Source organism: Effusibacillus dendaii, assembly GCF_015097055.1.
Classification (GTDB): Bacteria; Bacillota; Bacilli; order Tumebacillales; family Effusibacillaceae; genus Effusibacillus; species Effusibacillus dendaii.
In genome coordinates this window covers 865,962-890,687 of sequence record NZ_AP023366.1, presented here as the reverse complement: position 1 = coordinate 890,687, position 24,726 = coordinate 865,962, and the positions used below count along the sequence as shown (strand labels likewise).

Genomic DNA, 24,726 nt, shown 5'->3' with positions numbered 1-24,726 from the left:
GTCACCTCAAACATAATCAAGAAATGTGTCTTTCAGGATTTCCTGTTTTGCCTGTTCGACATGCTGTCCCAACTGGTCGAACCGGGCGGCCAATTCCTGCTCGCTGTTGGAACTGACAAACCACTCCATAATGTCGTTTTCCAAATTTTTGCCCATACGGCCGATGATCATATCCAATTCGCCAATGACCATTTCGAACATGCGGATTTTTTCCTGCAGCAAACTGACGATATGTTCTTCAATCGTGCCTCGCGTTGCCATGTTGTATACGCAAACGTCCCGTTCCTGTCCGAGGCGGTGAACGCGTCCGATCCGTTGTTCGATCCGCATCGGATTCCAGGGCAAATCAAAGTTAATCACCTGATTGCAAAATTGCAGGTTGATTCCTTCACCGCCCGCTTCCGTCGCGACCATGACTTGCGCTCTCTTTTCAAAAAGTTCGGTCATCCAGTCTTTTTTGCCTCGTTTGAAACCGCCCCGAAACGGAATCGCTTTTACGCCGTTTTGTTCCAGCATATACAGCAGATAATCCTGACTGGCCCGATACTCGGTAAAGACGATCATTTTATCGTTTGCCTGCGCGACCAGTTCGAGCACCAATTTTCCCTTCGTGTATTCACCAAGCGGGATCGCTTGACACATCTGATTCAACTGCATAATTCTCGACTTCAACGATTCGGATGTTTTCGGATCTTTATACATTCTTTCCAGCGTGGGAAAAGCCGCATAAGGAGACGAACAGATTTCCCGTTGCAATGTAATTAGCGGCAGGACGTTCCCTTTCTCCGCCCGCCGTTTGACATATTCCTCCTTTACAAAAGAGGAGACCGCATCGTACAATTCCCGTTCCTGCGGAGAGAGATCAAGCGGAATCGATTTCACATTCCGCTTCGTAAAAAAAACGCCTCCCTCGCTTCGCTTGTTACGGATCATGACTTCCGAAAGCGCGCTTTTCAGTTCGGCGGCATTTTTGGGTTTCCGTTTTTCCTCAATAAACGTGGACGCAAATTGTTGGGTGCTTCCCAGTTGGCCTGGTTTTAACAGAGTGATGAGGTTGTATAGTTCTTTCAGGTCGTTCTGGATGGGAGTGGCAGTCAAAAGCAGCAAATATTTTTTGCGCAGTTGGTTGATCAGTTCCCAGTTTTTTGTTTTCTTGTTTTTTAATTTATGCGCCTCGTCTACGATCACCAGATCCCAATCCTGCTCCAAAACGGTGCTGCGATGGGGTTCCCGTTTTGTCGTGTCAATTGAGGATACCAAAATATCGTAAGTGGTCCAGGACCATTCGTTTCGTTGGGCGAAAGCGGAGATGTTAAATTTCTCATTCAGTTCGCGGGTCCATTGCAGCACCAAAGAAGCGGGAACGAGAATCAGCGCTTTTTTGACCAATCCGCGCATTACGTATTCTTTCAGGATGAGACCGGCCTCGATTGTTTTTCCGAGCCCCACTTCGTCCGCCAGAATGGCTCGCCCCTGCAGTTCGTTGAGCACCCGTTTGGCAGTGGTAATCTGGTGCGGATACGGAATCACCGCCGGGATATGCTGCAGACAGAGCAGTTCGTCAAAAGAAGGAACGACTTTTGTTTCTTCCGCTTTCCGAATCAATTGGAATAAAGTCCAGTTGTCCCAATTGTCAGTTTCGAGGCGCTCTAGAAACTGCGGAAACAGTGAATCTTCTATAATACAGTCCGGTGCCCCATGCACAAGGGGGTTCGGCAAAGAATCCAGTTTCATGGGTTCACCTCATGTGGTATAATCAGGTTGCTGGTTTAGAATGTGTTAATTTTACAATTTTATACTGCGGATGATTGATACGGGAGAGAACGCGTTATGGCGTCGCCGTAGGAGCAAGTGAAAGGGGTGTCCTGCATTCCGTTCACGAATCTCTCAGGCAAAGGTCACCGTATTCGGGACGCACCTCTGGAGAGAGCTTTCATACATAAGCCACCCAAGGGGCAACACCCACGATTCATAGTTTTATGGATTTGTCATAAAGCATGCTTCGAGAAGACAAATTAGAAACAAGGAGTTCGAGGCGCGGCGGAAATGAGAAGCGGAGCATAGTGGAAACCTATGTGAGGTCGACCATCCCAGTCACGTCCTGTGACATGGTCGACACTCGGACATCGTGTCCAGCGCATCGGAATGACGTCGCAACAAAGAAATCCGCAGTTTCTAATTTGTATTCGTGGTTGGGGACTCTCAGGTAAAAAGACAGAGACAGACACACAGGGATTTTTTCCCATTTGTGTGTCTTTTTCTTTTGGCGCGGGACAAACTACAAAATGGAAAGGGAGGGTACGGATGACAGAATTGAAACGGACACCGTTGTTTGCCCTGTATGAACGGTATGGCGGAAAAACAATCGATTTTGGCGGATGGGAATTGCCTGTGCAGTTTTCCGGCATTCTGGCGGAGCATGACGCGGTTCGCACGCGCGCAGGTCTCTTTGACGTGTCGCATATGGGTGAAATTGAAATGCTGGGGCCTGACGCTTTATCGAATATCCAAAACCTGATCACAAACGATGCGTCCAAAGTCGAAATCGGCCAGGCGCTCTATTCGCCGATGTGCTACCCGAACGGCGGTTGTGTGGATGACCTGCTGGTCTATCGATTGGCGGAAAACCGCTACTGGCTGGTGGTCAATGCGGCCAACACCAACAAAGATTACAACTGGATCAAACAGCATGTCAAAGGGGATGTACAGGTTCAAAACCTGTCGTCACAGATTGCTCAATTGGCTCTGCAGGGGCCTTTGGCGGAAAAAGTGCTCCGCAAACTGACCGACTTTGACCTGTCGCAGATCCGTTATTACTGGTTCGCGCAGAATGTCGATGTGGGCGGCATTTCAGCGCTGGTCTCACGCACCGGATATACGGGAGAAGACGGATTTGAGCTGTATGTGGACGCCGACAAAGCGAGCGAACTGTGGGATAAAATTCTCTCCGCAGGAGAGCCGGATGGAGTTGTTCCAGCAGGGCTTGGCGCTCGCGACACGCTGCGGTTTGAAGCGAAGCTGCCGCTGTACGGACAGGAAATCAGTGAGTGGATTTCGCCGCTGGAAGCGGGATTGGGTATGTTCGTCAAATTCGAAAAAGGCGATTTTATCGGACGGGAGGCCCTGTTAAAACAGAAAGAAGCAGGCCCTTCCCGCAAATTGGTCGGATTTGAAATGATCGAACGAGGAATTCCGCGCACCCATTATGAAGTGCAGGTTAACGGCCGACGGGTTGGGGAAGTTACGACCGGCACCATGGGCCCTACCGTTAAGAAAAACATTGGATTGGCGATTCTGGAAGCGGATTTTGCCAAAATCGGCCAGGAAATCGATGTAATCATTCGCAATAAACCGGTTCGCGGCGTGATCGTCAAAACCCCCTTTTACAAACGGGAGAAGTAGAGTCAGGAGGAGAACCATTGAAAAGCTTCGGATATATCCCAAACACCGCATCAGATCGCGATAAAATGATGCGATCGCTTGGCATTTCAAGCATGGAAGAACTGTTTACCGACATACCGGAATCGGTTCGCCTGAAAAAAGATCTTCAACTTCCGCCCGCTTGGTCGGAAATGGAGCTGACCCGCAATTTTTCAAAAATGGCAGCTCGCAATGTAAATTTGGAAGAGTATATCAGTTTCCTGGGCGCAGGCGCGTACCAGCATTACATTCCGGCTGTCGTGGATGCATTGATCAGCCGGTCCGAATTTTACACGGCGTATACCCCCTATCAGCCTGAAATTTCGCAGGGTGTTTTGCAGGCCATCTTCGAATATCAAACGATGTTCTGTGAACTGACCGGCATGGATGTGGCGAATGCCTCCATGTACGACGGGGCCAGCGCTTTGGCAGAAGCGGGCATTATGGCCTGTGCGGCGACTCGCCGTTCGAAATTGCTGGTTTCTCGCGCCGTTCACCCGGAATATCGGCAGGTGCTCCGAACCTACGCGTACGGTCAACAGATTGAAGTGGAAGAAATCAAAATCGCAAACGGGCTGACCGATTTGGCTGATTTGGAAGCCAAACTGACAGACAATGTGGCAGGCGTTCTGGTGCAGTATCCTAACTTTTTCGGTTCGATTGAGGACATTCGGACGATCAGCGAATTGGCACATCGGCAGAAAGCGTTGTTTGTAACGGCTGTCAATCCGATTGCACTGGGTGTATTGGAAGCACCTGGCCGGTTTGGCGCTGACATTGTGGTGGCGGAAGGTCAGCCGCTTGGCAATCCGGTGGCGTTTGGCGGTCCGTACTTAGGCATGTTGGCGACCACGAAAGAGTTGGTTCGTCGGATTCCGGGCCGAGTGGTCGGACAAACGAAAGATCTCGATGGACGCCGGGCGTTCGTTCTGACATTGCAGGCGCGCGAACAGCATATCCGGCGGGAAAAGGCGAGTTCCAACATCTGTTCCAACCAGGCTTTAAACGCTTTGGCAGCCACAATTTATCTCAGTTATTTAGGCAAAAAGGGGCTCCAGCAGGTGGCCGAACTGAATCTGCAAAAAGCGCACTATGCCCAGTCGAAACTGGTGGGTGTAAAAGGAATCGAGCCGATTTTTAACGTGCCGTTCTTTAATGAATTTGCTGTCAAACTGCCAGGCAATCCGGATGAGACCAACCGCAAACTGCTGGAAGCGGGGATTGTAGGAGGCTATTCACTGGAACGTTCCTATCCGGAATATGAAAACGGAATGTTGTTGGCCGTAACCGAACTTCGTACAAAAGAGGAAATTGATCTGTTGGCCGAGCGATTGGAGGCGATTCTATGAGACAGGAAAACAATCAACCGTTGATTTTTGAACTTTCACGGCCGGACCGCATGGCCTGCGATTTGCCTCTTTGTGATGTGCCGGAACAGAAACTGGAGGCGATGATCCCGGACGGGTATCTGCGTCAACAGGCGGCAGAACTGCCGGAGGTCAGCGAGGTCGATTTGATCCGCCATTTCACCGCTTTGTCGCGCCGCAACTATGGCGTCGATAACGGATTTTACCCGCTCGGTTCCTGTACGATGAAATACAATCCGAAACGGAACGAACGAATGGCCCGCTTGAGCGGGTTTGCCTCGATTCATCCTTACCAGCCGAGCGAGACGGTACAGGGCGCACTGGAACTGTTATACAACCTGCAAACGGAACTGCAGGAGATTACGGGTATGGACCGCGTGTCACTGCAGCCGGCAGCCGGTGCGCAAGGGGAGTGGACCGGTCTGATGCTGATTCGTGCCTACCATGAATCGCGCGGCGAAAAGCGGAATAAAGTGATTGTTCCTGATACGGCGCATGGCACGAACCCGGCATCTGCCACAGTAGCGGGTTACGATACGATTACGATCAAATCGAACGAGCGGGGCGGTGTCGATCTCGATTCGCTGCGCCAGGCGGTCGGTTCCGATACAGCGGCCCTGATGTTGACGAACCCCTCCACGCTGGGGCTGTTTGAGGAAGATATCGTAGAAATTGCCCGGATTGTGCATGAGGCAGGCGGCCTGCTCTATTATGACGGGGCGAATGCGAATGCAATCCTTGGTTACGCACGTCCTGGCGACATGGGATTTGACGTGGTGCACCTGAATTTGCACAAAACGTTTTCGACTCCGCACGGAGGCGGCGGACCGGGGGCGGGACCGGTGGGTGTGAAGAAAGAACTGATCCCATTTTTGCCGGTTCCTGTAATTGAATATCAGGATGGGCAGTATGTACTTGATTACAACCGTCCGCAATCGATCGGAAAAGTGAAAGGGTTTTACGGGAATTTTGGCGTATTGGTACGCGCTTACGCGTATATTCGTACGATGGGGCCGGACGGACTGAAACGGGTAACGGAAGATGCCGTTCTTAACGCCAATTATATGATGCGCCGACTGCAGCCGTATTTTGATTTGCCGTATGATCGGATCTGCAAGCATGAATTCGTTTTGTCGGGCAAACGGCAAAAAGCGCAAGGCATCAAGACGCTCGATATAGCGAAGCGAATTCTCGATTTTGGATTCCATCCGCCGACGATCTACTTCCCGTTAAACGTAGAGGAAGCGATGATGATTGAACCGACCGAGACGGAAAACATCGACACACTGGACCAGTTTATTGAAACGCTGATCCGGATTGCAAAAGAAGCAGAACAAACGCCTGACGTCATTAAACATGCGCCGCATACGACGCTGGTTAACCGGTTGGATGAAACAACTGCTGCCAGAAACCCGGTTTTGCGTTACCAGAAATAAAGAAAACCGGGCTTTCACCAAGCCTCCGGCGCAGGTGGAAGTCCGGTTTCTTTGAATTAATTTCCTATTTCGCCGAATCTGAATAAAAAATCCGGATGCCACAACACAAAGTACACCTGCAAAAATAAAAATAAACGTATATGAGCCCGTCAAGGTGTGTAAAGTTCCACCGCCAAATGCTGCTGCAGCAGCCCCTAACTGATGGGATGCCTAAATCCAGCCAAGCACAATTCCGCTTTGTTTCCCGAAAATATTGTTACACTAATGGCAAGAAAACAAGCTGCCCCGTTGCGGTGCTTGACGTGAGAATTCCCATGACCAACCCTTTCCGTTCTTTAAACCAGCGATTGGTTATAACAACTCCAAGTACGGCAGACGTAAATCCTGTACCGATTCCAATTATCAGTCCCCACAATAGAGAAAACGCCCAGGTAGTCTTCATCCATCCGGAAAGCCCGGCCCCCATTGCCAACAACGTGAGTGCGTATACCATGACACGTTTAATTCCGTACTCCTCCATAATGGCTGCCGCAAAAGGTCAGCAGAGTCCATATAAAGCCAGATTGATAGCTAACGGAAAAGTGGTGCTCATCCGATCCCACCCAAACGCCTTTTCCAAGGGCAGGATAAGCACGCCCGGTGCGGAACGAACACCGGCCGACACTAAGAGTGTTAAAAATACTACAGCGATTGCTATCCACCCGTAATGCAAACGACCGGAATAAAATTTTTTTGTCCAGCGTCAATACCTCCTTGTCGATACAAGTATAAATTATGATGATTGTGGCATTTTTCTCAAGTTTATTCTACGATAAAGCATATGAACCATTTGTAAAATTAAAAGACTGCCAACATGAAAGTTAAACAGCCAAAAGCCGATACTTCTTTACAAAGAAATATCGGCTTTTGATTTTTAGGTTCTTTAACCTCATTTGGAAGAAGAGGCGTTCTGTTTTATACCTGCGGGTTAGGGGACTGCGGATGTGGGGTTTCATCACCGATTTCCGGCATGTCTGTCCGGGTGATTTCATCCGGTTGATCCACCTGCGGAATCCGAGAGACTGATTTGACCATGGGTACCTCCTGCAAATATAATAGACTACCGCTGCTGCGGCATCATGCGGCGGATAACTTCCGTGAAACGGGTATACAGTCCTTGAATCGGCTGCCCGTTTCGAATATCGTTGCTGAATCCTTGGAACTGCTGCATGACCGCTGGATCAGCAGAGACATATACCTGCTGAACGCTCGGGTCTACGCGCCGAACCTCATTTGCTACCGAGTTTTTGATTTGATCGGTCAATTGACCCTGCACCGTATTTGGAATGTCAACGGCCACGTAAGCGGTCTGGTCGGTTACAAATACACTTGCTCTTTGTATGTTGTGCCTGCCAACCAGCGCATTCGCGATATTTTGCGCCTCACGAAACTTTCCGTCTGGCGCATTCTGTGCTGTGGTATTGCCTCGCGCCGGATTTTGTACATTACCGGCATTTGGATTGTTCGCGTTGTAATCCGTAATCGGTGCCGGGGCGGGTGTACGGGTTTGCGTGCGGGGACCCGACTTGCCTGCCGCACAAGCGGACAATGTAACTAACAGAACAGCTGTGAGCGGAATCAGCAACATCTTTTTCATGCGTCTCACTCCTTGATGTAGAATCCGCTCTTACTATTGCCAATAAAGGAAAAAAGCATACTTTTATAATAAGAAAAAAGCCCCTGCGGATGAGGGACTTTGTGGATGCACGTTGTACGCTTCGGCCAAAAATTTACTCCACCGGAGTTTCCGTCAAATGGGAACAATCGTTGACGCAATCCACATACCACTCTTGGTTGTCGAAGCGGACTCTGGTGATAGCGGTATTGCCGATTTTCCCCGCTTTCTGGCCGGTAATCGCATGCAGAAACGCATTGATCGTGCCCCCGTGCGTAAAAATCAGGATTCGTTGACCTGGATGACGGCGGGCAATCGTTTCAATCGTATCTTTTACGCGCTGACTCAACGATTCAAAAGACTCCAAGCCTGCGATTTCGTGATTCGTTTCCCCAGAGAATACACCTGGATACATCTGTTCAATATCGGATCGGATCATCCCTTCCAAAATCCCATAACTGCGTTCCCGAAGTCCCTTCTCCACATAATGGGGAATTTGCAGATGTTCGTTTGCCTCTTCGGCCGTATGCTTGGCACGCGACAAATCACTCGAATAAATCACATCCCACGATTCTTTCGCCAGTTGAGCGGCAGCAATCCGGGCCTGCCGGATGCCAACTTCAGACAAAGGAGTATCCTGTGAACCTTGCATGCGAGCTTCCCGGTTCCAGGCGGTTTCCCCATGTCTTACCAAGCATATCTCTGTCATCATTACGATTCACCTCACCCTTACATACCTTACATTATAACAAATCTAGGCAACAATGGTTCTTACTACTCTTTCCGATCAATTTGTGCTACAATGACAAAGTGATTTTTCAGGAGGGATGTTCGTGGCTCAAATTCTTGTCATTCACGGTCCGAATCTGAACTTGCTGGGGCGGCGCGAGCCGCAGATATACGGTACCGCCACATTGGAAGACATTAACCGGCAGTTGGCGGAGGCGGCACGTCCATTTCCGGTTGAACTTGATTTTTTTCAGTCGAATCACGAAGGGGAAATCATAGATCGGATTCATGCGGCGTTTGGCAAGGCAGCAGGAATTTTGATCAATCCGGGTGCATATACGCATTATAGTATTGCGATTCGCGATGCGATCAGCAGCGTTTCGATTCCGACTGTGGAAGTGCACCTGTCGAACATCCATGCACGGGAGGAGTTTCGCCATCATTCGGTGATTGCGCCTGTTGCTGTCGGGCAAATCAGCGGTTTCGGCGAATACGGATATACGTTGGGATTGTTCGCTTTGGTGGACTTTATACAGCGGAAGGGGACGCTCGCCTGAGCACACTCTTGCATAAAAGGTGGGATCACCATGAGGGATCGGTTGACTAGATTACGGGAAGGAATGGCTTCCCAATCGATTGACGGGATTCTGATTCTCAAACCGGAGAACCGGAGATACATAAGCGGATTTACCGGAACGGCTGCTTATCTGTTGATTTCTGACAAAGAAGCGGTGCTGATAACCGATTTTCGTTACATGGAACAGGCGCAGAAGCAGGCTCCCGATTTTCGGGTGGTTAAACACGGTGCGATGGCAGTAGATACCATTCGGGAAGAGTCGAACCGATTGGGTATCAAGCGGTTGGGGTTTGAAGAAGACCATATGACATACGCCATGTATGCCTCATACAAAGACTCACTGGCTCCTGTCGAGTTGGTTCCGACGAAAGGGTTGACCGATAAGCCGCGCATGAGGAAAGATCAGGTGGAAATTGGGATATTGAAACAGGCGGCAGAAATTGCCGATGCCGCTTTTTCCCATATTTTAGGTTATTTGCGACCGGGAATCAGCGAACGGGACGTGGCGATCGAGCTGGAGTTTTTTATGCGGCGGCAGGGGGCGGCAGGTCCTTCGTTTGATACGATTGTCGCATCCGGAGTCCGGTCCAGTTTGCCGCATGGTGTCGCATCTGACAAGAAACTGGAACAGGGCGATTTTGTTACATTGGATTTTGGCGCCCTGTACAAGGGGTATTGTTCAGACATTACCCGTACCGTGGTGATTGGGGAGCCGTCCGACAAACAGCGAGAAATTTATGAAATTGTACTCGCTGCCCAGCTTCATGCACTGCAAAATATTAAGCCCGGCATGACGGGGAAAGAAGCGGATGCGCTGGCCCGAAGCCTTATTGCATCAAAAGGATATGGCGAGCAGTTTGGTCACAGCCTTGGGCACGGTATCGGTTTAAATATACATGAAGAACCACGTTTGTCGACCGCTTCCGATGTGGAACTGTTGCCCGGTATGGTGGTGACTGTGGAACCAGGAATTTATATCCCCGGATTTGGCGGCGTTCGAATTGAAGACGATGTTGTCATCACAGAAACGGGAATTGAGATTCTGACCAGTTCCACCAAGGACTTGTTGGCTCTTTCATAATCTATTATCTTTCATGGAACACAAGGAGGAAACAACATGATTTCAAGTAACGATTTTCGACCAGGCGTAACGATTGAATATGATGGCGCCATTTGGCGTGTCATCGAATTTATGCATGTGAAGCCTGGTAAAGGCGCAGCTTTCGTCCGTACGAAACTGAAAAACGTTCGAACCGGCGCCGTTAAGGAAATGACGTTTAACGCGGGGGAAAAGGTTCCGCGTGCCCGTATTGAAAACCGTGAAATGCAATATTTGTACAATGATGGCGACTCCTATACGTTTATGGATACCGAAACGTTCGAACAGATACAAATTCCAGCCAGTCAATTGGAGTATGAAATTCAGTTTTTGAAAGAAAACATGAACTGTTTTGTGATGATTTACGAGGGTGCGCCCATCGGCGTGGATTTGCCGAACACGGTAGAACTTGAAGTGGTGGAAACAGATCCGGGTATCCGTGGTAATACAGCAACGGGCGGTTCGAAACCTGCGAAGCTGGAAACCGGATATGTAGTACAGGTTCCGTTCTTCATTGAGGTTGGGGACAAGCTGATCATTGACACCCGCTCCGGTGATTACGTATCACGCGCATAAATAGCAACTCTCTGGACTGCGTTCCTGCTTCGACGGGGATGCAGTTTTTTCTGCTGTTTGCGGCGTTGGTAAGAAACATCTACGTTCTCTCAACCTGCATGTACGGTCCTGCACTGCGAAAGCTAGCCTTGTCTCCCCAGCGCCGTGCTTTTGGAAAGAAGGACAATGCCTGTAGCCGTTTAACACAAACCGTTCGGACGTATCGAACTGCGCTGTAACGTTCTAGCTTGTCTGTAACCCGAATAGAATGGCAAAAGGATACGAACGCCAGTCAAGAATGGGGGAATGGACATGTTTGACGTACAGGACAAACTGGTTTGGGGAATGGCTGGATTGCGAATGTTGTCCGGTGCTATCGAAGTTATGGCCGCCCTGTTGATGCTGTACTACGGCACAATTGAACGGGCAGTCACGGTGAACGCGTTTCTGTCGTTAGTGGGACCGACCGTACTGATTTTGGTTACGACGATTGGTTTGATTGGTCTTGCAGACAAACTCGATTTTTCCAAAATGTTGATTGTGATGATTGGCGTCGGATTTATTCTGTACGGCGTCCGTTTCTGATCCAAAGGACCGATTTTTTGGTAAAATCCACACGTTATGATTGAATCTACCCTGCCGGTGCATACTAGTTATGACGAACGGTTAAAGGGGGATTTTCTGTGCAGGATCTAAAAGAACGTATGGCTTACATAATGGGATTAACGGCCGGTTTAAACGTCGATCAAAATTCAGCAGAAGGCCGGATTTTGATTGAAGTGTTGGATCTGTTGGATGATGTGATTCGATCGCTGGACACGATCCATGTGCAGCAGAATGACCTGGAAGAGTATGTGGCCGCCATCGATGAAGATTTGACCGATCTGGAAAATGATTTTTACGATGAATACAACGAAGAGGAAGACGATGTCCAATTGTATTCGGTGTACGGTTCTACGGAAGCGGAAGACGACGATGTGGAATACCTGGAGATCGAATGTCCGAATTGCAAACAGATGGTATTCGTCGATTCCGATTTGTTTGAAGCCGACGATGTGGCGGAAGTGCTTTGCCCCGAATGCAACGAAACGATTCTGGTTAACGAAGATGTGTCGATGTCCACCTAAAAAATCGGTTTTGTCTGATCAGCCCTCCCTCAAGATGGCGTACACCTGCGTCAAGAGGGAGGGTTTTTGCTTGGCTTTCGCCTGCCGCAGTCTTGGCGAAAGCCAATTTTTTTTACGTCAGGCGTCTGAATCTACGAAAATAGTTTTTATGTTAGCGGAATCTCGTATTTTTTCGAACAAGCTGGTATAAACGTACAGGCCCTCCCATATGTATGGAATATCCGAAGGTGGACGAGGGGGGGATGGGGTGATCCCAACAAATTTGCCAAACGAAATGGAACCGGTTATACAGGAACAGATTTTGCCTGTATTGGCGCCAACCATTCGAAACCTGATCAGTAAAGTGCCGTCCCGGTATCTCAAACTTCTGGAAGAAATTCGCATTCGGCAGGAGAAACCGCTGCAAATGTATACGCACGCAAATGATTTTTTTGTAGATTCGGAAGGGTTGCCCGTACAGGAGTCATCTAAAGCCTACCGTGTGACAGAAGAGGATGTGGCACAGACCATCCAACTGTTAACCCGCTCTTCTCTCTATGCGCTGGAAGAAGAATTAAGACGCGGTTATCTCACGATCGCAGGCGGGCACCGGGTCGGTTTAACCGGTAAAACGGTGCTGTCACCAGACGGATTTGTGCAAACCCTAAAACAATTCAGCGGCCTGAATATACGAATTGCAAGACAGATTCCGGGAGCGGCCGATTCGATCAAACCGTACATCGTGAACCCGCTTACCCAACGATTGTGCAGCAGCCTTATTATATCACCGCCGCAATGCGGAAAAACCACGTTGCTGCGCGATCTCGCCAGACAAATCAGCGACGGCATCCTGCATCCAAAACTGCGGGGGCTAAAAGTCGGCATCGTCGACGAAAGATCCGAATTGGCCGGTTCCGTAAACGGGGTGGCACAGCATGCGATAGGTTGTCGGACCGACGTGTTGGACGGCTGCCCGAAAGCGGAAGGGATGCTGATGATGATCCGGTCCATGTCACCCGATGTGCTGATCACGGATGAAGTGGGCCGGGAGGAAGATCGCGACGCCATTCGCGAAGCGGTCCATGCAGGTGTGACAGTCATTGCATCCGCGCATGGCGTCTCGTTGCAGGAAGTTTGTCAGCGTCCTGCGCTGCAGGCGTTATTTGATACCCGATCGTTTGAGCGATATATCGTTTTATCGCGAAGAGCGGGTCCGATTACGCTGGAAACGGTCCATGACAACCAGGGAAATTGTTTGTACGAGAGAAAGGGTCGACTTGCATGATCAAATTAATCGGGTCTACGCTGGTGATTCTGGCTGCCACCGGTTTTGGTCTGTGGCGAGCAGGGTTCTATCACGAACGGGCGAAGGAACTGCAGCAACTGATTACAGCGTTGCAGATGCTGGAAACGGAAATTTTTTATGGGGCCACCCCTCTGCCGGAGGCGTTTTGCCGGATCGGTGAACGGATCGCAGGCAAAATCGGTCTGTTGCTGACAGAATCCGGGCAGGGACTGATCCACGGGGACGGCCGTTCGGCAGGCCGGATTTTTCAGGAAAACCTCCTGTCATTTGCGTCGAAGCTGCATCTTAAGCCGCAAGACTTTGAAATACTCACCGCATTAGGACATACACTAGGCAATTCGGACCGGACGGACCAGATCAAACATATTCAGCTGGCCTGCACACGCTTGGAGGCGGAAGCGTCAATCGCCAAAGACGAACGGGACCGGTTCGGCAAAATGTGGCGGTATCTGGGTGCGTTAACAGGTTTGGCCGTCGTTATCATCATGTATTGATCCAGGGGGATGGAAAAATGATTTCTGTTGCTGTCAGTACAATTTTGCAGATTGCCGGAATCGGATTTTTGACGGCGGTCTTGCATACAGTTCTGAAGCTGGCCGGTAAAGAAGAGTTTGCCAATTGGACGACCCTTACCGGAGTGGCCGTGGCGCTGTTGTTGGTGCTGTCCAAACTGGATGATCTGCTGACGCAAATCACAAGCGTTTTCCGGTTTCAATAAACTCTGCCAGAGGAAGGATAGACCATGGATATACTGCAACTCGTCGGCCTGGGTTTGATTGCCGCCTTTCTGGTACTGACTGTCAAATTGCAATCCCCCATCGCAGCGCTTTTGATTTCTTTGTTGACTGGCGTCTTTCTGTTTGCGTTTCTGGCGCCGCCGATCCGTTTAATCTTCCAGGAAATTGAACGGTTAGCGCTGCAGGCGAATGTGGATCTGAAATTGCTTGGCACCATCCTGAAAATTATAGCGATCGCGTATATCGCGGAGTTTGGCGCCCAACTGGTGCGTGATACAGGAGAGTCGGGGATTGCATCCAAAATCGAATTTGCCGGCAAGATCTTGATTTTGGTTTTGGCGATTCCGGTTGTTCGTGTGGTGATCGATACGATTATGCAGGTGATGGTCCGGGGGGGAGCCGGATGAGAAGCCGAACGTTTTGCATCGTGTGTATGTTGCTTTTCTTTTGGATCGGCTGGCTTCCCGCATCAGTTGCGACCGCTTCCGGACAGCCGCCGCGCATGTCGGCAGGACAGCTGGCTGCGCCAAGTTCTGACATCTCAAGCCCTGCCGCCGCAAGTCCAGCTGCTCCGTCCCCAGCCGGCCCGGAACCTGCGGCAGACACAACGACTGATACGGGAGATATGGACCGATTTTGGCGGGATTTGGTGGACCAATACAGCAGCTTCCTGCCGAGCACCTCTTCGCCAAACGTCATTACTCTGATGAAAGACGAAGGATTTTCCTTGCAGGGCATACTGCGTGGACTGGTCAAGTTTCTGTTTTACGAAATTGCGCAAAATTCCGTTTTGCTGGGGAGCATTCTGGTACTGGCCGTTCTCTCCGCCCTGCTGGAGAATTTGCAAAATGCGTTTGAACGAAACAATGTCTCGCAAATCGGGTTTGCTGTCATATCGATTGCATTGATTGTCTTGTCGGTCAATTCCTTTATGCAGGCGATCGGATATGCAAAACAGGCGATCGAAACGATGAGCAGCTTTATGATGGGCAGCATTCCGCTTTTGTTGGCATTAATGGCGTCTTCCGGAGCAGTAACGTCGACGACGCTTCTCTATCCAACCATTGTGTTTGTCGTAAATGCATTTGCCGGTATCGTCACGTATGTGGTGTTTCCGCTGATTTTCTTTTCCGCCGTGATGCTGATGATTTCCGAGTTTTCCAGCAGATACAAGCTGTCGCAACTGGGCGGATTTTTGCGGACGGTGGGCAATTGGGTGTTGGGCGCTGCGTTTGTCGTATTTTTGGGCGTAATGGCTGTCAAAGGGTCAATGGGAGGCATCGCTGATGGAATTGCGCTGCGTACGGCCAAATTTGCCACTTCTACCTTGATACCGGTCGTCGGCAAAATGTTCTCCGACTCGATTGATACAGTGGTGGGCGCGTCTATGCTTGTAAAAAACTCGATTGGAGTAGCCGGACTTATCATTTTGGCGTTAATCTGTACATTCCCGGCGTTGAAAATTATCAGCCTGGCGATTGTTTATTCCCTTTCAGGCGCAGTCATGCAGCCGTTGGGCAATTCCCCGGTGACATCCTGTTTATCGACAATCGGAAAGACGCTGTTCATCGTTTTTTCCGCAATGGGGACGGTTGGATTCATGTTTTTTCTCTCCATCACCATGATTTTGATGGCTGGCAATATTCAATTGATGGTGAGGTGATACAGGTGACGTTCGTTTCCAACTGGCTAATGCAAATCGTGCTGGTTCTTCTGTTTGCGGTAGTGGTAGACCTGGTGCTTCCCTCCTCAAGCATGCGGCACTATGTGAAATTGGTGATGGGACTGGTGATTATGGTGACGATGCTAAAACCCGTATCGGTGTTGTTTGACAACCGGTTTGATATCTCCCGGATTAATTGGCCGCAGTCTGTCACCACGTTCACCAGTCTCGACACGATTCAGAAAAAAGCGTCTGATTTCCAGCAGGAACAAATAAAAGAAGCGGAACAAAGCTGGAATCAAAAGCTTACCAAACTGATAAAGGAACAGGTGGAGCAGACGTATCCCGTTAAAGTCTTGCAGGTCGATGCAAAAATAAAACAAGCAGACCTCACTTCCTTGCAAAACTACGAAATTGAACGATTGCGGCTGCAATTGAGGGAAAAACAAACGGCCAGCCCCAACAGCAGTATTCAGCCTGTCAAGCCGGTCGAAATCGAAATCCAGCCGAAAACAAACACCCCTGCCGCCCCTGCCACTTCTGACGGGCAAACCCAGATCGCGAACCAAATCAAACAGAGTCTGGCAAATCGGCTGCAAACCCCGGATTCAATCATTCAGGTCGAGTGGGAGGTGACAAGATGAAGATGGATACCGGTATTTTTTCAAGGGTTCCCAAATGGATGTACCTGCTTGCCATAGCGGGAGTTGTGCTGATTGTATCGGGAAGTTTTCTAACTCCAACGAACAGCCAGCCGAAGCTGCCGGAACCGCCTGCCCAAGCAAAGACGGAAATCAATACGGATAGTTTGTCGATGGCCGAATATGAGCGGCTTTACGAAAAAAGACTGGCGGAAATACTCAATCAGATACAAGGAGTAACCGATGCCACAGTGATGGTCAATCTGGATTCAACAGAGGAGGTGGTGTTAGCAAGCAACAAGCAAAATCAGCGTACCAACACGACAGAACTCGACAAACAGGGCGGCAATCGTACAATCACCACATTTAACGAAAATGAACAGTTGGTCATGACAAACGGTTCGAATGATCATCCGGTTGTCCTTCGTACGATTAAACCTCATGTCAGAGGGGTGCTTGTGGTTGCAAAAGGAGCGGAACAGCCTAGGGTTCAAATGATGATTATGGAATCGATTGAACGAGTGCTGGAAGTTCCTCCACATAGAATTTCCATCCAACCTAAAAAAATGTAAAAAATGGAGGAGGCAAAAACAATGGCAAAGCGTCAAACAGTATGGCTATCGGCAATGATGATTCTCTCCCTGATGGTAATTGGGTACTACACGGTGGATGGCACCTTGGCTCCCGTGCCCACAAGTCTGTCAAGCGATGGCAAATTGATGCAGCCGCAAGCGCAAGGCAGCGGGGCACAAAATAGCAAACCGCAAGATCAAACACAAGGGACGCAAAACAATAAGGCGACAGATGCTAAGCAACCGGACAATGCAAAGGCGCCAGATGCAAAAGCATCAGATGGAAAAACGCAACAGCAGGGGCAATCAGGTGATTCACATCAGACGATGACTGGCGGGGATTGGTTCGCGCAGCGGTTCATTGATCGTGAAACCGCCTATTCACAAAAAGTGGAGCAGCTGCAGCAGGTTATTGCCGACAGCAAAACATCTACAGACGCCAAAATCAAAGCAGAGCAGGATTTGAAATCACTGACAGAGTTTGCCCAAAAGGCGGAGCAGGCGGAAAATCGCGTGATGGAACAAGGGTTTCCGGAAGCGTTGATTACGAAAGATAACGATCGCATCACCGTAACGGTCCAGACCAACGACCTGACAAAAGAACAGGTCGCTAAGATCTACGGCATTGTCAGCAAGGAACTGAATGTACCGGCCAGCCAGATCGTTGTGTCTTACAAACCATAACGAACAGATGTAAAACAGCGGGCGCTTTTACTTAAAAGCGCCGCTGTTGTTTCTGTGGCGGTCTGCTGACGGACATACAGGCACCGCGTCTCGCGGACAGATGCGAAAGGCTGCTTTCCTGTCGGAAAGTCGAAACCGACTTTTCGACGGAGTATCACATACGCCGTGTCTCGCTTGTCTCAAAACGAAGTCGGTTTCTCCTTCCTGCCATCGGAAGGTCGCATGCATGGCTCTCTTACCGTGTAGATCGAAATCGGGCCGTTTCGGGACAAGCGATTCGCGGCGTATGTGGATAGCACTGTAGTTTTTTCGGCAGGCTTCTCTTGCTAGTAAGCAGTGGACAAAATATGGTATACTTTCCATTAGTGCCAAAGGGTATTTCGCGCGTTAAAGCTACATAGCGTAAAGGGAGGCCTGACGATGTTTAAATTGAACGAGATCCGTGAACTGGTGAGACTAATCGACGAAACATCGGTTACGGAGTTAAACGTGGAGGCAAATGGAACCAAATTAATCATTAGAAAAGAATATGGGCAGGCGGCACCTGTAATAATTCCTGCACCTGCGGTACAAACGGCGGCTACTGCTCCGGCTGCGCCTGCACCAGTTGCAAGCGCTCCCGTTTCGACACCGGATGTTCCGGCTGCAAAGGCGGAAACGGCGGCGGAGGATCCGACGCTCCACAAAATCGTTTCCCCGATGGTGGGGACGTTTTACAAGGCTCCGTCACCCGATTCGGAACCGTATGTGCAAGTGGGTTCCAAAGTGACCGAGAAGAGCGTAGTCTGCATAGTGGAAGCGATGAAGCTAATGAACGAAATCGAAGCGGATGTGCGCGGCGAAATCGTTTCCGTACTGGTGGAGAACGGGCAGCTGGTGGAATACGGACAACCATTGTTCCTTGTCAAACTTGACTGACTCGGGAGGCGTTCACATTGTTTAAAAAAATCCTGATCGCGAACCGGGGGGAAATCGCCGTTCGCGTCATTCGTGCCTGCAAAGAGATGGGGATTCAGACCGTTGCCATCTATTCGGAGCCAGACCGTGAAGCACTGCATGTGAAAATGGCGGATGAAGCTTACTGCGTAGGCCCTACCGCCAGCAAACAGAGCTATTTGAATATACCAAACATCATGGCGGTTGCCACATCGGTTGGAGTGGATGCCATCCATCCAGGATACGGTTTTTTGGCCGAAAATGCCAGTTTTGCTGAGATTTGTGAAGCGTGCGGCATTACCTTTATCGGCCCCAGTGTAGAAGCCATCGAAAAAATGGGCGACAAATCAGTCGCAAAGGATACGATGAAACGGGCCCATGTCCCCTGTGTTCCAGGTACGGACGGACTGATTGAAGATATTGAAGAAGCGCTGCAGGTAGCGGAACAGATTGGTTACCCGGTCATCATCAAAGCAACGGCTGGCGGCGGCGGAAAAGGAATGCGGATCGCCAACAATCGTGAGGAACTGGAAAAATCGATTCAGATGGCGCAAATTGAAGCGGAAACCGCTTTTGGCAACGCGGGCGTGTATCTGGAAAAATTTGTGGAAGAACCACGGCATGTGGAAATCCAGTTAATGGCCGACAAACACGGCAACGCCGTATATGTGGGTGAACGCGATTGTTCCATTCAGCGTCGCCATCAAAAACTGATCGAAGAAGCGCCGTCACCCGCGCTGTCACCTGCTCTTCGCAAAAAAATGGGCGAATCGGCAGTGGCGGCTGCACTTGCCGTCAATTATTCCGGTGCCGGAACAGTTGAATTTCTGCTGGATAAGCATGGGAACTACTACTTTATGGAGATGAACACCCGCATTCAGGTCGAACATCCGGTAACCGAACTGATTACAGGGATCGACCTGATTAAGGAGCAAATCCGGGTGGCGTTTGGCGAGAAACTATCCTTTACACAGAAAGATGTCGAACTGAACGGGTGGGCCATTGAGTGCCGGATCAATGCGGAAGATCCGGACAAGAATTTTATGCCGAGTCCGGGCACGATCCACACTTACATGCCGCCCGGCGGATTTGGTGTGCGGATAGATTCGGCTGCGTTCTCCGGTTATACGGTTACGCCGTTTTATGATTCCATGATTGCAAAGCTGATCGTTTGGGCGCCGACACGCCGGGAAGCAATTTCCCGTATGGAAAGGGCATTGCAGGAGTTTCGAATCGAAGGAATCAAAACGACCATTCCGTTTCATCTGAAGGTCCTGCGTCATCCGAAATTTGTGGAAGGCGACGTGAACACCAAGTTTTTAGAGATGTATCCGCTCTAATTGCCTTAAATTGTCATATTTCTCGCCCTCTGATATACTTATGTTAGTAATGCGGACAAACAAGGGGGTTTTTCAATGTCAATCGATAATCTCGAATTTGACGTAACCGAGATGGGGCAAATCCGAATTGCTCCGGAAGTGATAGAGATAATTGCCGGTCTGGCAGCGACAGAAGTACGTGGAATCGCCGGAATGAGCGGTGGAGTCGCTGGCGGGATCGCGGAACTGCTTGGCCGGAAGAATCTGGGCAAAGGAGTCAAAGTGGAAGTCGGAGAAAAACAATGTGCAGTTGACCTGTCAGTTGTAACGGAGTTTGGCACCCGCATCCAAGATGTGGCGGCAGAAGTTCAGTCAAACGTGAAACGGGCGATTGAAAATATGACTGGTCTCGAAGTGGTGGAAGTTAACGTTCATATTTTGGGTGTAACCTTCAAGAACGACGAAAAAGAAGAAGAGGTAGCGGTTTCCCCATCACCTCGCCTTCGCTAAACCTTGTCCCCCTTGAAGCGACCGTTTCATGGGGGATTTTAACAAACCGGAGGAGGGACAAGCTTTTGAACGCATTCGACCGACTATTGCTTTTCTTATACAGCCTGGCAACGGCCATTTTATCCGTGATGCTTGGCGCTCATATTTTTGGATTCGGTTGGTTGAACGGACTGTTGGATTTTTATCCATATGAACTGTTGGTCGGCATAGTTCTTTTGCTTGCCGTGTCTTTGCGGTTTCTGTTTCTGCGCAGTGGAAAAACTAGGGAACAACAGGCAATTTCGCATAAAACAGAATTAGGGGACGTCCGTATTTCATTTCAAACGATTGAAAGTTTGACCGAACGGGCTGTCAGGCTGGTTAAAGGGATTAACGACTTGAAAACAAAGGTGCGTCTCAGCGAGTCAGGTATTCGAATTGCCATTCGCGTCACAGTGGATCCGGATTTGGAAATTCCGCAGTTGACTTCGACTGTCCAGCAAAAAGTAAAAGATTATGTGGAATCCACTACCGGTGTTACCGTTGAAAACGTAGTGGTGTACGTGAGTGATGTTGTAAAATCGCAGGCCGGTAAGAAGATGCCTGTTCGACCGAGGGTAGAATCGAGGGTAGAATAATGAAGTGGTGGAATTCGGTAGTCACATTTTTGCAAACGGCGAATTTGCGAATTGTCGGTATGCTGATCGGCGCACTTTTAGGGCTGTTGTTTCTCCTCGTGGGTTTTTGGAAAACGCTGATTTTTGCCGCTTTCATTGCGGCCGGTTATGGCGTTGGCCGCTGGATCGACACACAGGAAGACTGGCGAGACGTAATTGAACGGATCACACCGAATAAACCGCGTGATTAGGGCAACTCGAATGCCCTATTTCTTTTGTTATTAGGCAACACTACTTTATACAACAAAAGAAATCGCCGGTATGTTTTTAAGATAAGGAGGTTGCGTAATGAGCCGCAGACTGGTGCGGGAAACTGCGCTGCAAAGTTTGTTTCAAATGGATGTCGGACAAATTCCGGTTTCAGAAGCGATTCACAACGTATTGGAAGAAGCCAGCCCTGCCGTGGATCAAACTTATCTAAGAAAAATTGTAACAGGTACATACGACCATCTGTCGGTCATTGACCCGCTGATTAAAAAGTATTCGGTGGGTTGGGAACTGGAACGCATGCCATCGGTCGACCTTGCGGTGCTGCGAATGGCGGTCTATGAATTGTTGTTCGAACCGGATGTGCCGCCAAAAGTAGTGGTCAACGAAGCGGTGGAACTGGCCAAGTCTTTTTCTACGGCCGAATCCGGCAAATTTGTGAACGGTATTCTCGGGAAAGTCCTGAACGATCTGGATCAGTTAAGGAGTTCCTGTATTCCATGATTCTCGGAATCGATACCAGCAATTACACGACTTCACTTTGTTTGGTAAACGCAAACGGCGCAATTGTAAGAGAGGAGCGGCAACTGTTGCAGGTAGATAGGGGAGCTCGGGGACTGCAGCAGTCGGAGGCGTTGTTTCAGCACGTCAAAAATCTGCCCCTGCTCATGGAGAAAATCGGCAATTTGCGAGAGCTTCAGGCCGTTTGTGTTTCTACTCGACCGCGACCGGCAGAAGGGTCGTATATGCCTGTTTTTTTAGCAGGGGAAGGTCTGGCAAAAAGCATCTCCGCTGCGCTGCAAATCCCCTTCTACGAAACGAGCCATCAGGAAGGGCATATAGCGGCCGGTGAAGCAACCGTTTTCGATGGTGCGGCCGGTGAAGCAACCGATTCGAGCGGTTCGGCTCCGCTTGCCGACAGTCCGGAATTTTTGGCGATTCATCTGTCGGGTGGCACCAGCGATTTGTTGCGGGTAAAACGCCACCCGGTCGGATATCAAATTGAGCCGATGGGAAGTTCTGTCGATCTGCATGCGGGCCAGTTCGTTGATCGGATAGGCGTGGCCTTGGGGCTGCCGTTCCCTGCGGGTCCTCATTTGGAAAAATTAGCCTCCTTCGCGCACGAAAACTCTTCCGTCCGTCTCCCGTCTCCTGTTATCGAACGATTTAATTGGTCGTTCGCCGGTCCGGAAACGGCAGCCGACCGGTTGATTGCGGCGGGGGCTGACAAAGCGGCGGTTGCCCGTGCGGTGGAAGCGTGCATCGCAAAAGGATTGGAGAAGGTAATTCGGAATGCGATGGAAGAAACAAACCTGCAAAACGTTTTGATCGTCGGAGGCGTAGCGGCAAATCTATATATTCGCAAGCGGCTGCAGCGCCGTTTGGAACACCCGGCTGTCAAAGCCCGGCTGTTTTTTGCAGAACCTCGTTATTCTACAGATAATGCGTTTGGCGTGGCGCGAATTGGATTGTCGATTCGACAAACTTTGTTGTCGAATAGGTAGAATTTAAATGAACTTATAGTATAATATTACCATAGAGTGAACCAGAGTTTTATAGGGTGAAACGCCTAAGGAGGCCAATTCTATGGGAGAGAACCAAGAACTCAAGCAAACAGAAACACGGAATACAGATGATCGGGTGTATGATATCACGATCATCGGCGGCGGCCCGGTCGGACTGTTCTCCGCCTTTTACGCGGGAATTCGCGACATGAGCACCAAGATTATCGACAGTTTGCCGCAATTGGGCGGCCAATTGGCAGAGCTGTATCCTGATAAGTATATTTACGACGTGGCAGGGTTTCCGAAAATTTACGCGAAAGATTTAATCGCTAATTTGAAGGAGCAGATGGCACCTTATCATCCAACTGTTTGTTTGAATGAACGGGTACTCAAACTGGAAAAGCAGCCTGACGGCATTTTTCGGTTAACCAGTGATACAACGGTACACCTCGCAAAAACTGTCCTGATTGCGGGCGGGATTGGCGCTTTTACGCCCCGCCGGTTACCTGCTGAAAACGCGGCTCAATTTGAAGGAAAAGGAATTCGTTATTTTATTGACGATGTGAGCAAATTCAAGGGAATGAACTGTTTGGTTGTCGGGGGCGGCGACTCGGCAGCCGATTTTGCGTTAATGTTAGAAGAGGTGGCGCAAAAAGTAACCCTGATCCACCGGCGCGATCAATTCCGCGCGCATGAGGACAGTGTTCGCAGACTGTTCGCATCGTCAGTTGAAGTAAAAGTATTTACAGAATTAAAATCGGTTTCCGGTGAGGGCAAACTGCAAAAAGCTGTGCTGGTCAACAGTAAGGACAAAACGGAAGAGGAAATTCCGGTCGACACCATTATCGGCGCATTGGGCTTCTCTGCATCGCTTGGGCCCATATTGGAGTGGGGACTTGAAATACAGGACAATGCAATCGTGGTAAACACCAAGGGAGAAACAAACATTCCAGGCGTCTACGCTGTCGGTGACATCGTGACATACCCCGGAAAAATCAAGTTGATTGCAACCGGTTTCGGGGAAGGCCCTACTGCGGTCAACAACGCCAAGATTTATCTCGATCCGCAGTCGAAACTGCATCCGGGCCATAGTTCTTCCGGCTTCGGAAAACACTAACAATTGCAGCAAAGATCGAATATCGGAGTCTGCGTCTGGGTGGCGTAGACTTTCCGTATTTCCAGGAGGGATTCCAATGACGGCAACCATCATTAGTGGCAAAGAAGTGGCAAGTCAGATTCGCAGCGAGTTGAAACAGGAAGTGGATCAACTGATACAACAGGGAGTTCAACCTGGATTGGCAGTGATTTTGGTGGGGGATGATCCGGCTTCCCACAGTTATGTAAAAGGGAAAGAAAAGGCATCCATCGAATTAAATTTTTATTCGGAGGTACATCGACTGTCAGCCGATGTGAGCGAACAGGAAGTGCTCTCGCTGATTGACCGGTTCAATCGCGATCCGAAAATTCACGGGATTCTGGTGCAGCTCCCGTTGCCTGCCCACATTTCCGAAAAAGCGGTGATTCAAGCGATTGATCCACAAAAAGACGTGGATGGATTCCATCCGGTCAACGTTGGCAACCTGTATACCGGATTGCCCGCTTTTCTCCCCTGTACACCGCACGGCGTGATCCAGATGCTGAAACGTTCAGGTGTGCAAATTGCCGGTAAAAACGCGGTTGTGATCGGACGTTCCAATATTGTTGGAAAGCCGATGGCGCAGCTGCTTTTGGCAGAAAATGCGACCGTTACGATTTGCCACTCCCGCACAAAGGATCTGACCTCGTTTACCAAACAGGCGGATATTTTGGTGGCTGCTGTCGGAAGAGCAGGTACGGTAACGGCTGATATGGTAAAACCGGGTGCTGCGGTGGTCGATGTCGGAGTCAATCGGGTGGATGGCAAACTGGTAGGGGATTGTTTATTTGACGAAGTCAGTCAGGTGGCAGGTTTGATTACGCCAGTTCCGGGCGGCGTGGGTCCGATGACGATTACCATGTTGATGTATAACACCGTTGAATCAGCGAAACGCAGTCTTGTGAGATAACC

29 protein-coding genes and 1 riboswitch are annotated in these 24,726 nt (G+C 49.7%); of the genes, 25 read left to right on the top strand and 4 right to left on the bottom strand.

Annotated features, from left to right (window positions below; all coding sequences use genetic code 11):
- Positions 1-6: 6 nt before the first annotated feature.
- On the bottom strand, positions 7-1,734 hold the full coding sequence (locus skT53_RS04660; protein ID WP_200760002.1) for a DEAD/DEAH box helicase: 1,728 nt from the start codon (positions 1,732-1,734) through the stop codon (positions 7-9).
- 70 nt (positions 1,735-1,804) lie between these two features.
- Positions 1,805-1,914: riboswitch (glycine riboswitch) on the top strand.
- A 390-nt stretch (positions 1,915-2,304) separates the two neighbouring features.
- Between skT53_RS04660 and gcvT the strand changes: the two genes are divergently transcribed.
- Genes gcvT through gcvPB form a run of 3 tightly spaced genes read left to right on the top strand, consistent with a single transcriptional unit; the run spans position 2,305 to position 6,223 of the window.
- Positions 2,305-3,402, top strand: a complete 1,098-nt coding sequence (gene gcvT / locus skT53_RS04655; RefSeq protein ID WP_200760001.1) for a glycine cleavage system aminomethyltransferase GcvT — start codon at positions 2,305-2,307, stop codon at positions 3,400-3,402.
- 17 nt (positions 3,403-3,419) lie between these two features.
- Entirely contained in the window at positions 3,420-4,769 is a 1,350-nt protein-coding gene (gene gcvPA / locus skT53_RS04650) for an aminomethyl-transferring glycine dehydrogenase subunit GcvPA (RefSeq protein ID WP_200760000.1), read from the top strand.
- Positions 4,766-6,223, top strand: coding sequence for an aminomethyl-transferring glycine dehydrogenase subunit GcvPB (gene gcvPB / locus skT53_RS04645; protein ID WP_200759999.1), 1,458 nt, complete (start codon positions 4,766-4,768; stop codon positions 6,221-6,223). The genes gcvPA and gcvPB overlap by 4 nt, the downstream gene beginning before the upstream one ends.
- Positions 6,224-6,479: 256 nt before the next feature.
- Here the strand turns inward: gcvPB and skT53_RS04640 are convergent, their stop codons facing one another.
- The 3 genes from skT53_RS04640 to skT53_RS04630 form a co-directional block, all read right to left on the bottom strand.
- The gene (locus tag skT53_RS04640; protein WP_200759998.1) at positions 6,480-6,743 is read right to left on the bottom strand and encodes an MFS transporter; all 264 of its coding nucleotides are present in this window, start codon (positions 6,741-6,743) and stop codon (positions 6,480-6,482) included.
- Between the two features lie 579 nt (positions 6,744-7,322).
- Complete coding sequence (locus tag skT53_RS04635; RefSeq protein WP_200759997.1) at positions 7,323-7,859, bottom strand: YhcN/YlaJ family sporulation lipoprotein; 537 nt, start codon at positions 7,857-7,859, stop codon at positions 7,323-7,325.
- A gap of 133 nt (positions 7,860-7,992) precedes the next feature.
- Complete coding sequence (locus tag skT53_RS04630; protein WP_200759996.1) at positions 7,993-8,589, bottom strand: histidine phosphatase family protein; 597 nt, start codon at positions 8,587-8,589, stop codon at positions 7,993-7,995.
- A 121-nt stretch (positions 8,590-8,710) separates the two neighbouring features.
- Between skT53_RS04630 and aroQ the strand changes: the two genes are divergently transcribed.
- The 22 genes from aroQ to folD all read left to right on the top strand — a co-directional run bounded on the left by aroQ (position 8,711) and on the right by folD (position 24,724).
- A complete protein-coding gene (gene aroQ / locus skT53_RS04625) occupies positions 8,711-9,163 on the top strand; it encodes a type II 3-dehydroquinate dehydratase (protein WP_200759995.1) in 453 nt (150 codons plus the stop codon).
- 30 nt (positions 9,164-9,193) lie between these two features.
- Positions 9,194-10,264 carry a M24 family metallopeptidase gene (locus skT53_RS04620; protein ID WP_200759994.1) on the top strand — a complete coding sequence of 357 codons (1,071 nt, stop codon included), beginning with the start codon at positions 9,194-9,196 and terminating at the stop codon, positions 10,262-10,264.
- A gap of 36 nt (positions 10,265-10,300) precedes the next feature.
- Positions 10,301-10,858, top strand: a complete 558-nt coding sequence (gene efp / locus skT53_RS04615; protein ID WP_200759993.1) for an elongation factor P — start codon at positions 10,301-10,303, stop codon at positions 10,856-10,858.
- Between the two features lie 291 nt (positions 10,859-11,149).
- The gene (locus skT53_RS04610) at positions 11,150-11,422 is read left to right on the top strand and encodes a YqhV family protein (protein WP_200759992.1); all 273 of its coding nucleotides are present in this window, start codon (positions 11,150-11,152) and stop codon (positions 11,420-11,422) included.
- 98 nt (positions 11,423-11,520) lie between these two features.
- Complete coding sequence (locus tag skT53_RS04605) at positions 11,521-11,964, top strand: CD1247 N-terminal domain-containing protein (protein ID WP_200759991.1); 444 nt, start codon at positions 11,521-11,523, stop codon at positions 11,962-11,964.
- 247 nt (positions 11,965-12,211) lie between these two features.
- Positions 12,212-13,228 carry a stage III sporulation protein AA gene (gene spoIIIAA, locus skT53_RS04600; RefSeq protein ID WP_226375335.1) on the top strand — a complete coding sequence of 339 codons (1,017 nt, stop codon included), beginning with the start codon at positions 12,212-12,214 and terminating at the stop codon, positions 13,226-13,228.
- Positions 13,225-13,743, top strand: coding sequence for a stage III sporulation protein SpoIIIAB (spoIIIAB, locus tag skT53_RS04595; protein ID WP_200759990.1), 519 nt, complete (start codon positions 13,225-13,227; stop codon positions 13,741-13,743). The genes spoIIIAA and spoIIIAB overlap by 4 nt, the downstream gene beginning before the upstream one ends.
- A 17-nt stretch (positions 13,744-13,760) precedes the next feature.
- Positions 13,761-13,967, top strand: a complete 207-nt coding sequence (gene spoIIIAC / locus skT53_RS04590; RefSeq protein ID WP_404828936.1) for a stage III sporulation protein AC — start codon at positions 13,761-13,763, stop codon at positions 13,965-13,967.
- A 24-nt stretch (positions 13,968-13,991) separates the two neighbouring features.
- Positions 13,992-14,393 carry a stage III sporulation protein AD gene (gene spoIIIAD, locus skT53_RS04585; protein WP_200759989.1) on the top strand — a complete coding sequence of 134 codons (402 nt, stop codon included), beginning with the start codon at positions 13,992-13,994 and terminating at the stop codon, positions 14,391-14,393.
- A complete protein-coding gene (gene spoIIIAE / locus skT53_RS04580; RefSeq protein WP_226375334.1) occupies positions 14,390-15,649 on the top strand; it encodes a stage III sporulation protein AE in 1,260 nt (419 codons plus the stop codon). Before spoIIIAD ends, spoIIIAE begins: the two co-directional genes overlap by 4 nt.
- Before the next feature lie 5 nt (positions 15,650-15,654).
- On the top strand, positions 15,655-16,293 hold the full coding sequence (spoIIIAF, locus tag skT53_RS04575; protein WP_200759988.1) for a stage III sporulation protein AF: 639 nt from the start codon (positions 15,655-15,657) through the stop codon (positions 16,291-16,293).
- Positions 16,290-16,862 carry a stage III sporulation protein AG gene (gene spoIIIAG / locus skT53_RS04570; protein ID WP_200759987.1) on the top strand — a complete coding sequence of 191 codons (573 nt, stop codon included), beginning with the start codon at positions 16,290-16,292 and terminating at the stop codon, positions 16,860-16,862. Before spoIIIAF ends, spoIIIAG begins: the two co-directional genes overlap by 4 nt.
- 21 nt (positions 16,863-16,883) lie before the next feature.
- Positions 16,884-17,546, top strand: a complete 663-nt coding sequence (locus skT53_RS04565; protein ID WP_200759986.1) for a SpoIIIAH-like family protein — start codon at positions 16,884-16,886, stop codon at positions 17,544-17,546.
- A gap of 420 nt (positions 17,547-17,966) precedes the next feature.
- Positions 17,967-18,464, top strand: a complete 498-nt coding sequence (gene accB, locus skT53_RS04560; RefSeq protein WP_200759985.1) for an acetyl-CoA carboxylase biotin carboxyl carrier protein — start codon at positions 17,967-17,969, stop codon at positions 18,462-18,464.
- Between the two features lie 17 nt (positions 18,465-18,481).
- Positions 18,482-19,822: an acetyl-CoA carboxylase biotin carboxylase subunit gene (gene accC / locus skT53_RS04555; protein ID WP_200759984.1), complete on the top strand. Its 1,341-nt coding sequence runs from the start codon at positions 18,482-18,484 to the stop codon at positions 19,820-19,822.
- Between the two features lie 75 nt (positions 19,823-19,897).
- Positions 19,898-20,311 (top strand): Asp23/Gls24 family envelope stress response protein, encoded by a 414-nt coding sequence (locus tag skT53_RS04550; RefSeq protein ID WP_200759983.1) that lies wholly within the window; start codon positions 19,898-19,900, stop codon positions 20,309-20,311.
- 65 nt (positions 20,312-20,376) lie between these two features.
- A complete protein-coding gene (gene amaP / locus skT53_RS04545) occupies positions 20,377-20,928 on the top strand; it encodes an alkaline shock response membrane anchor protein AmaP (RefSeq protein ID WP_200759982.1) in 552 nt (183 codons plus the stop codon).
- Entirely contained in the window at positions 20,928-21,158 is a 231-nt protein-coding gene (locus skT53_RS04540; protein WP_200759981.1) for a DUF2273 domain-containing protein, read from the top strand. Before amaP ends, skT53_RS04540 begins: the two co-directional genes overlap by 1 nt.
- Before the next feature lie 97 nt (positions 21,159-21,255).
- Positions 21,256-21,678, top strand: coding sequence for a transcription antitermination factor NusB (gene nusB, locus skT53_RS04535; RefSeq protein WP_200759980.1), 423 nt, complete (start codon positions 21,256-21,258; stop codon positions 21,676-21,678).
- Entirely contained in the window at positions 21,666-22,679 is a 1,014-nt protein-coding gene (locus skT53_RS04530) for a Kae1-like domain-containing protein (RefSeq protein ID WP_200760871.1), read from the top strand. Before nusB ends, skT53_RS04530 begins: the two co-directional genes overlap by 13 nt.
- A gap of 82 nt (positions 22,680-22,761) precedes the next feature.
- Positions 22,762-23,796 carry an NAD(P)/FAD-dependent oxidoreductase gene (locus skT53_RS04525; RefSeq protein ID WP_200759979.1) on the top strand — a complete coding sequence of 345 codons (1,035 nt, stop codon included), beginning with the start codon at positions 22,762-22,764 and terminating at the stop codon, positions 23,794-23,796.
- A 76-nt stretch (positions 23,797-23,872) separates the two neighbouring features.
- Positions 23,873-24,724, top strand: a complete 852-nt coding sequence (gene folD / locus skT53_RS04520) for a bifunctional methylenetetrahydrofolate dehydrogenase/methenyltetrahydrofolate cyclohydrolase FolD (protein WP_200759978.1) — start codon at positions 23,873-23,875, stop codon at positions 24,722-24,724.
- The last annotated feature ends 2 nt before the right edge of the window (positions 24,725-24,726 follow it).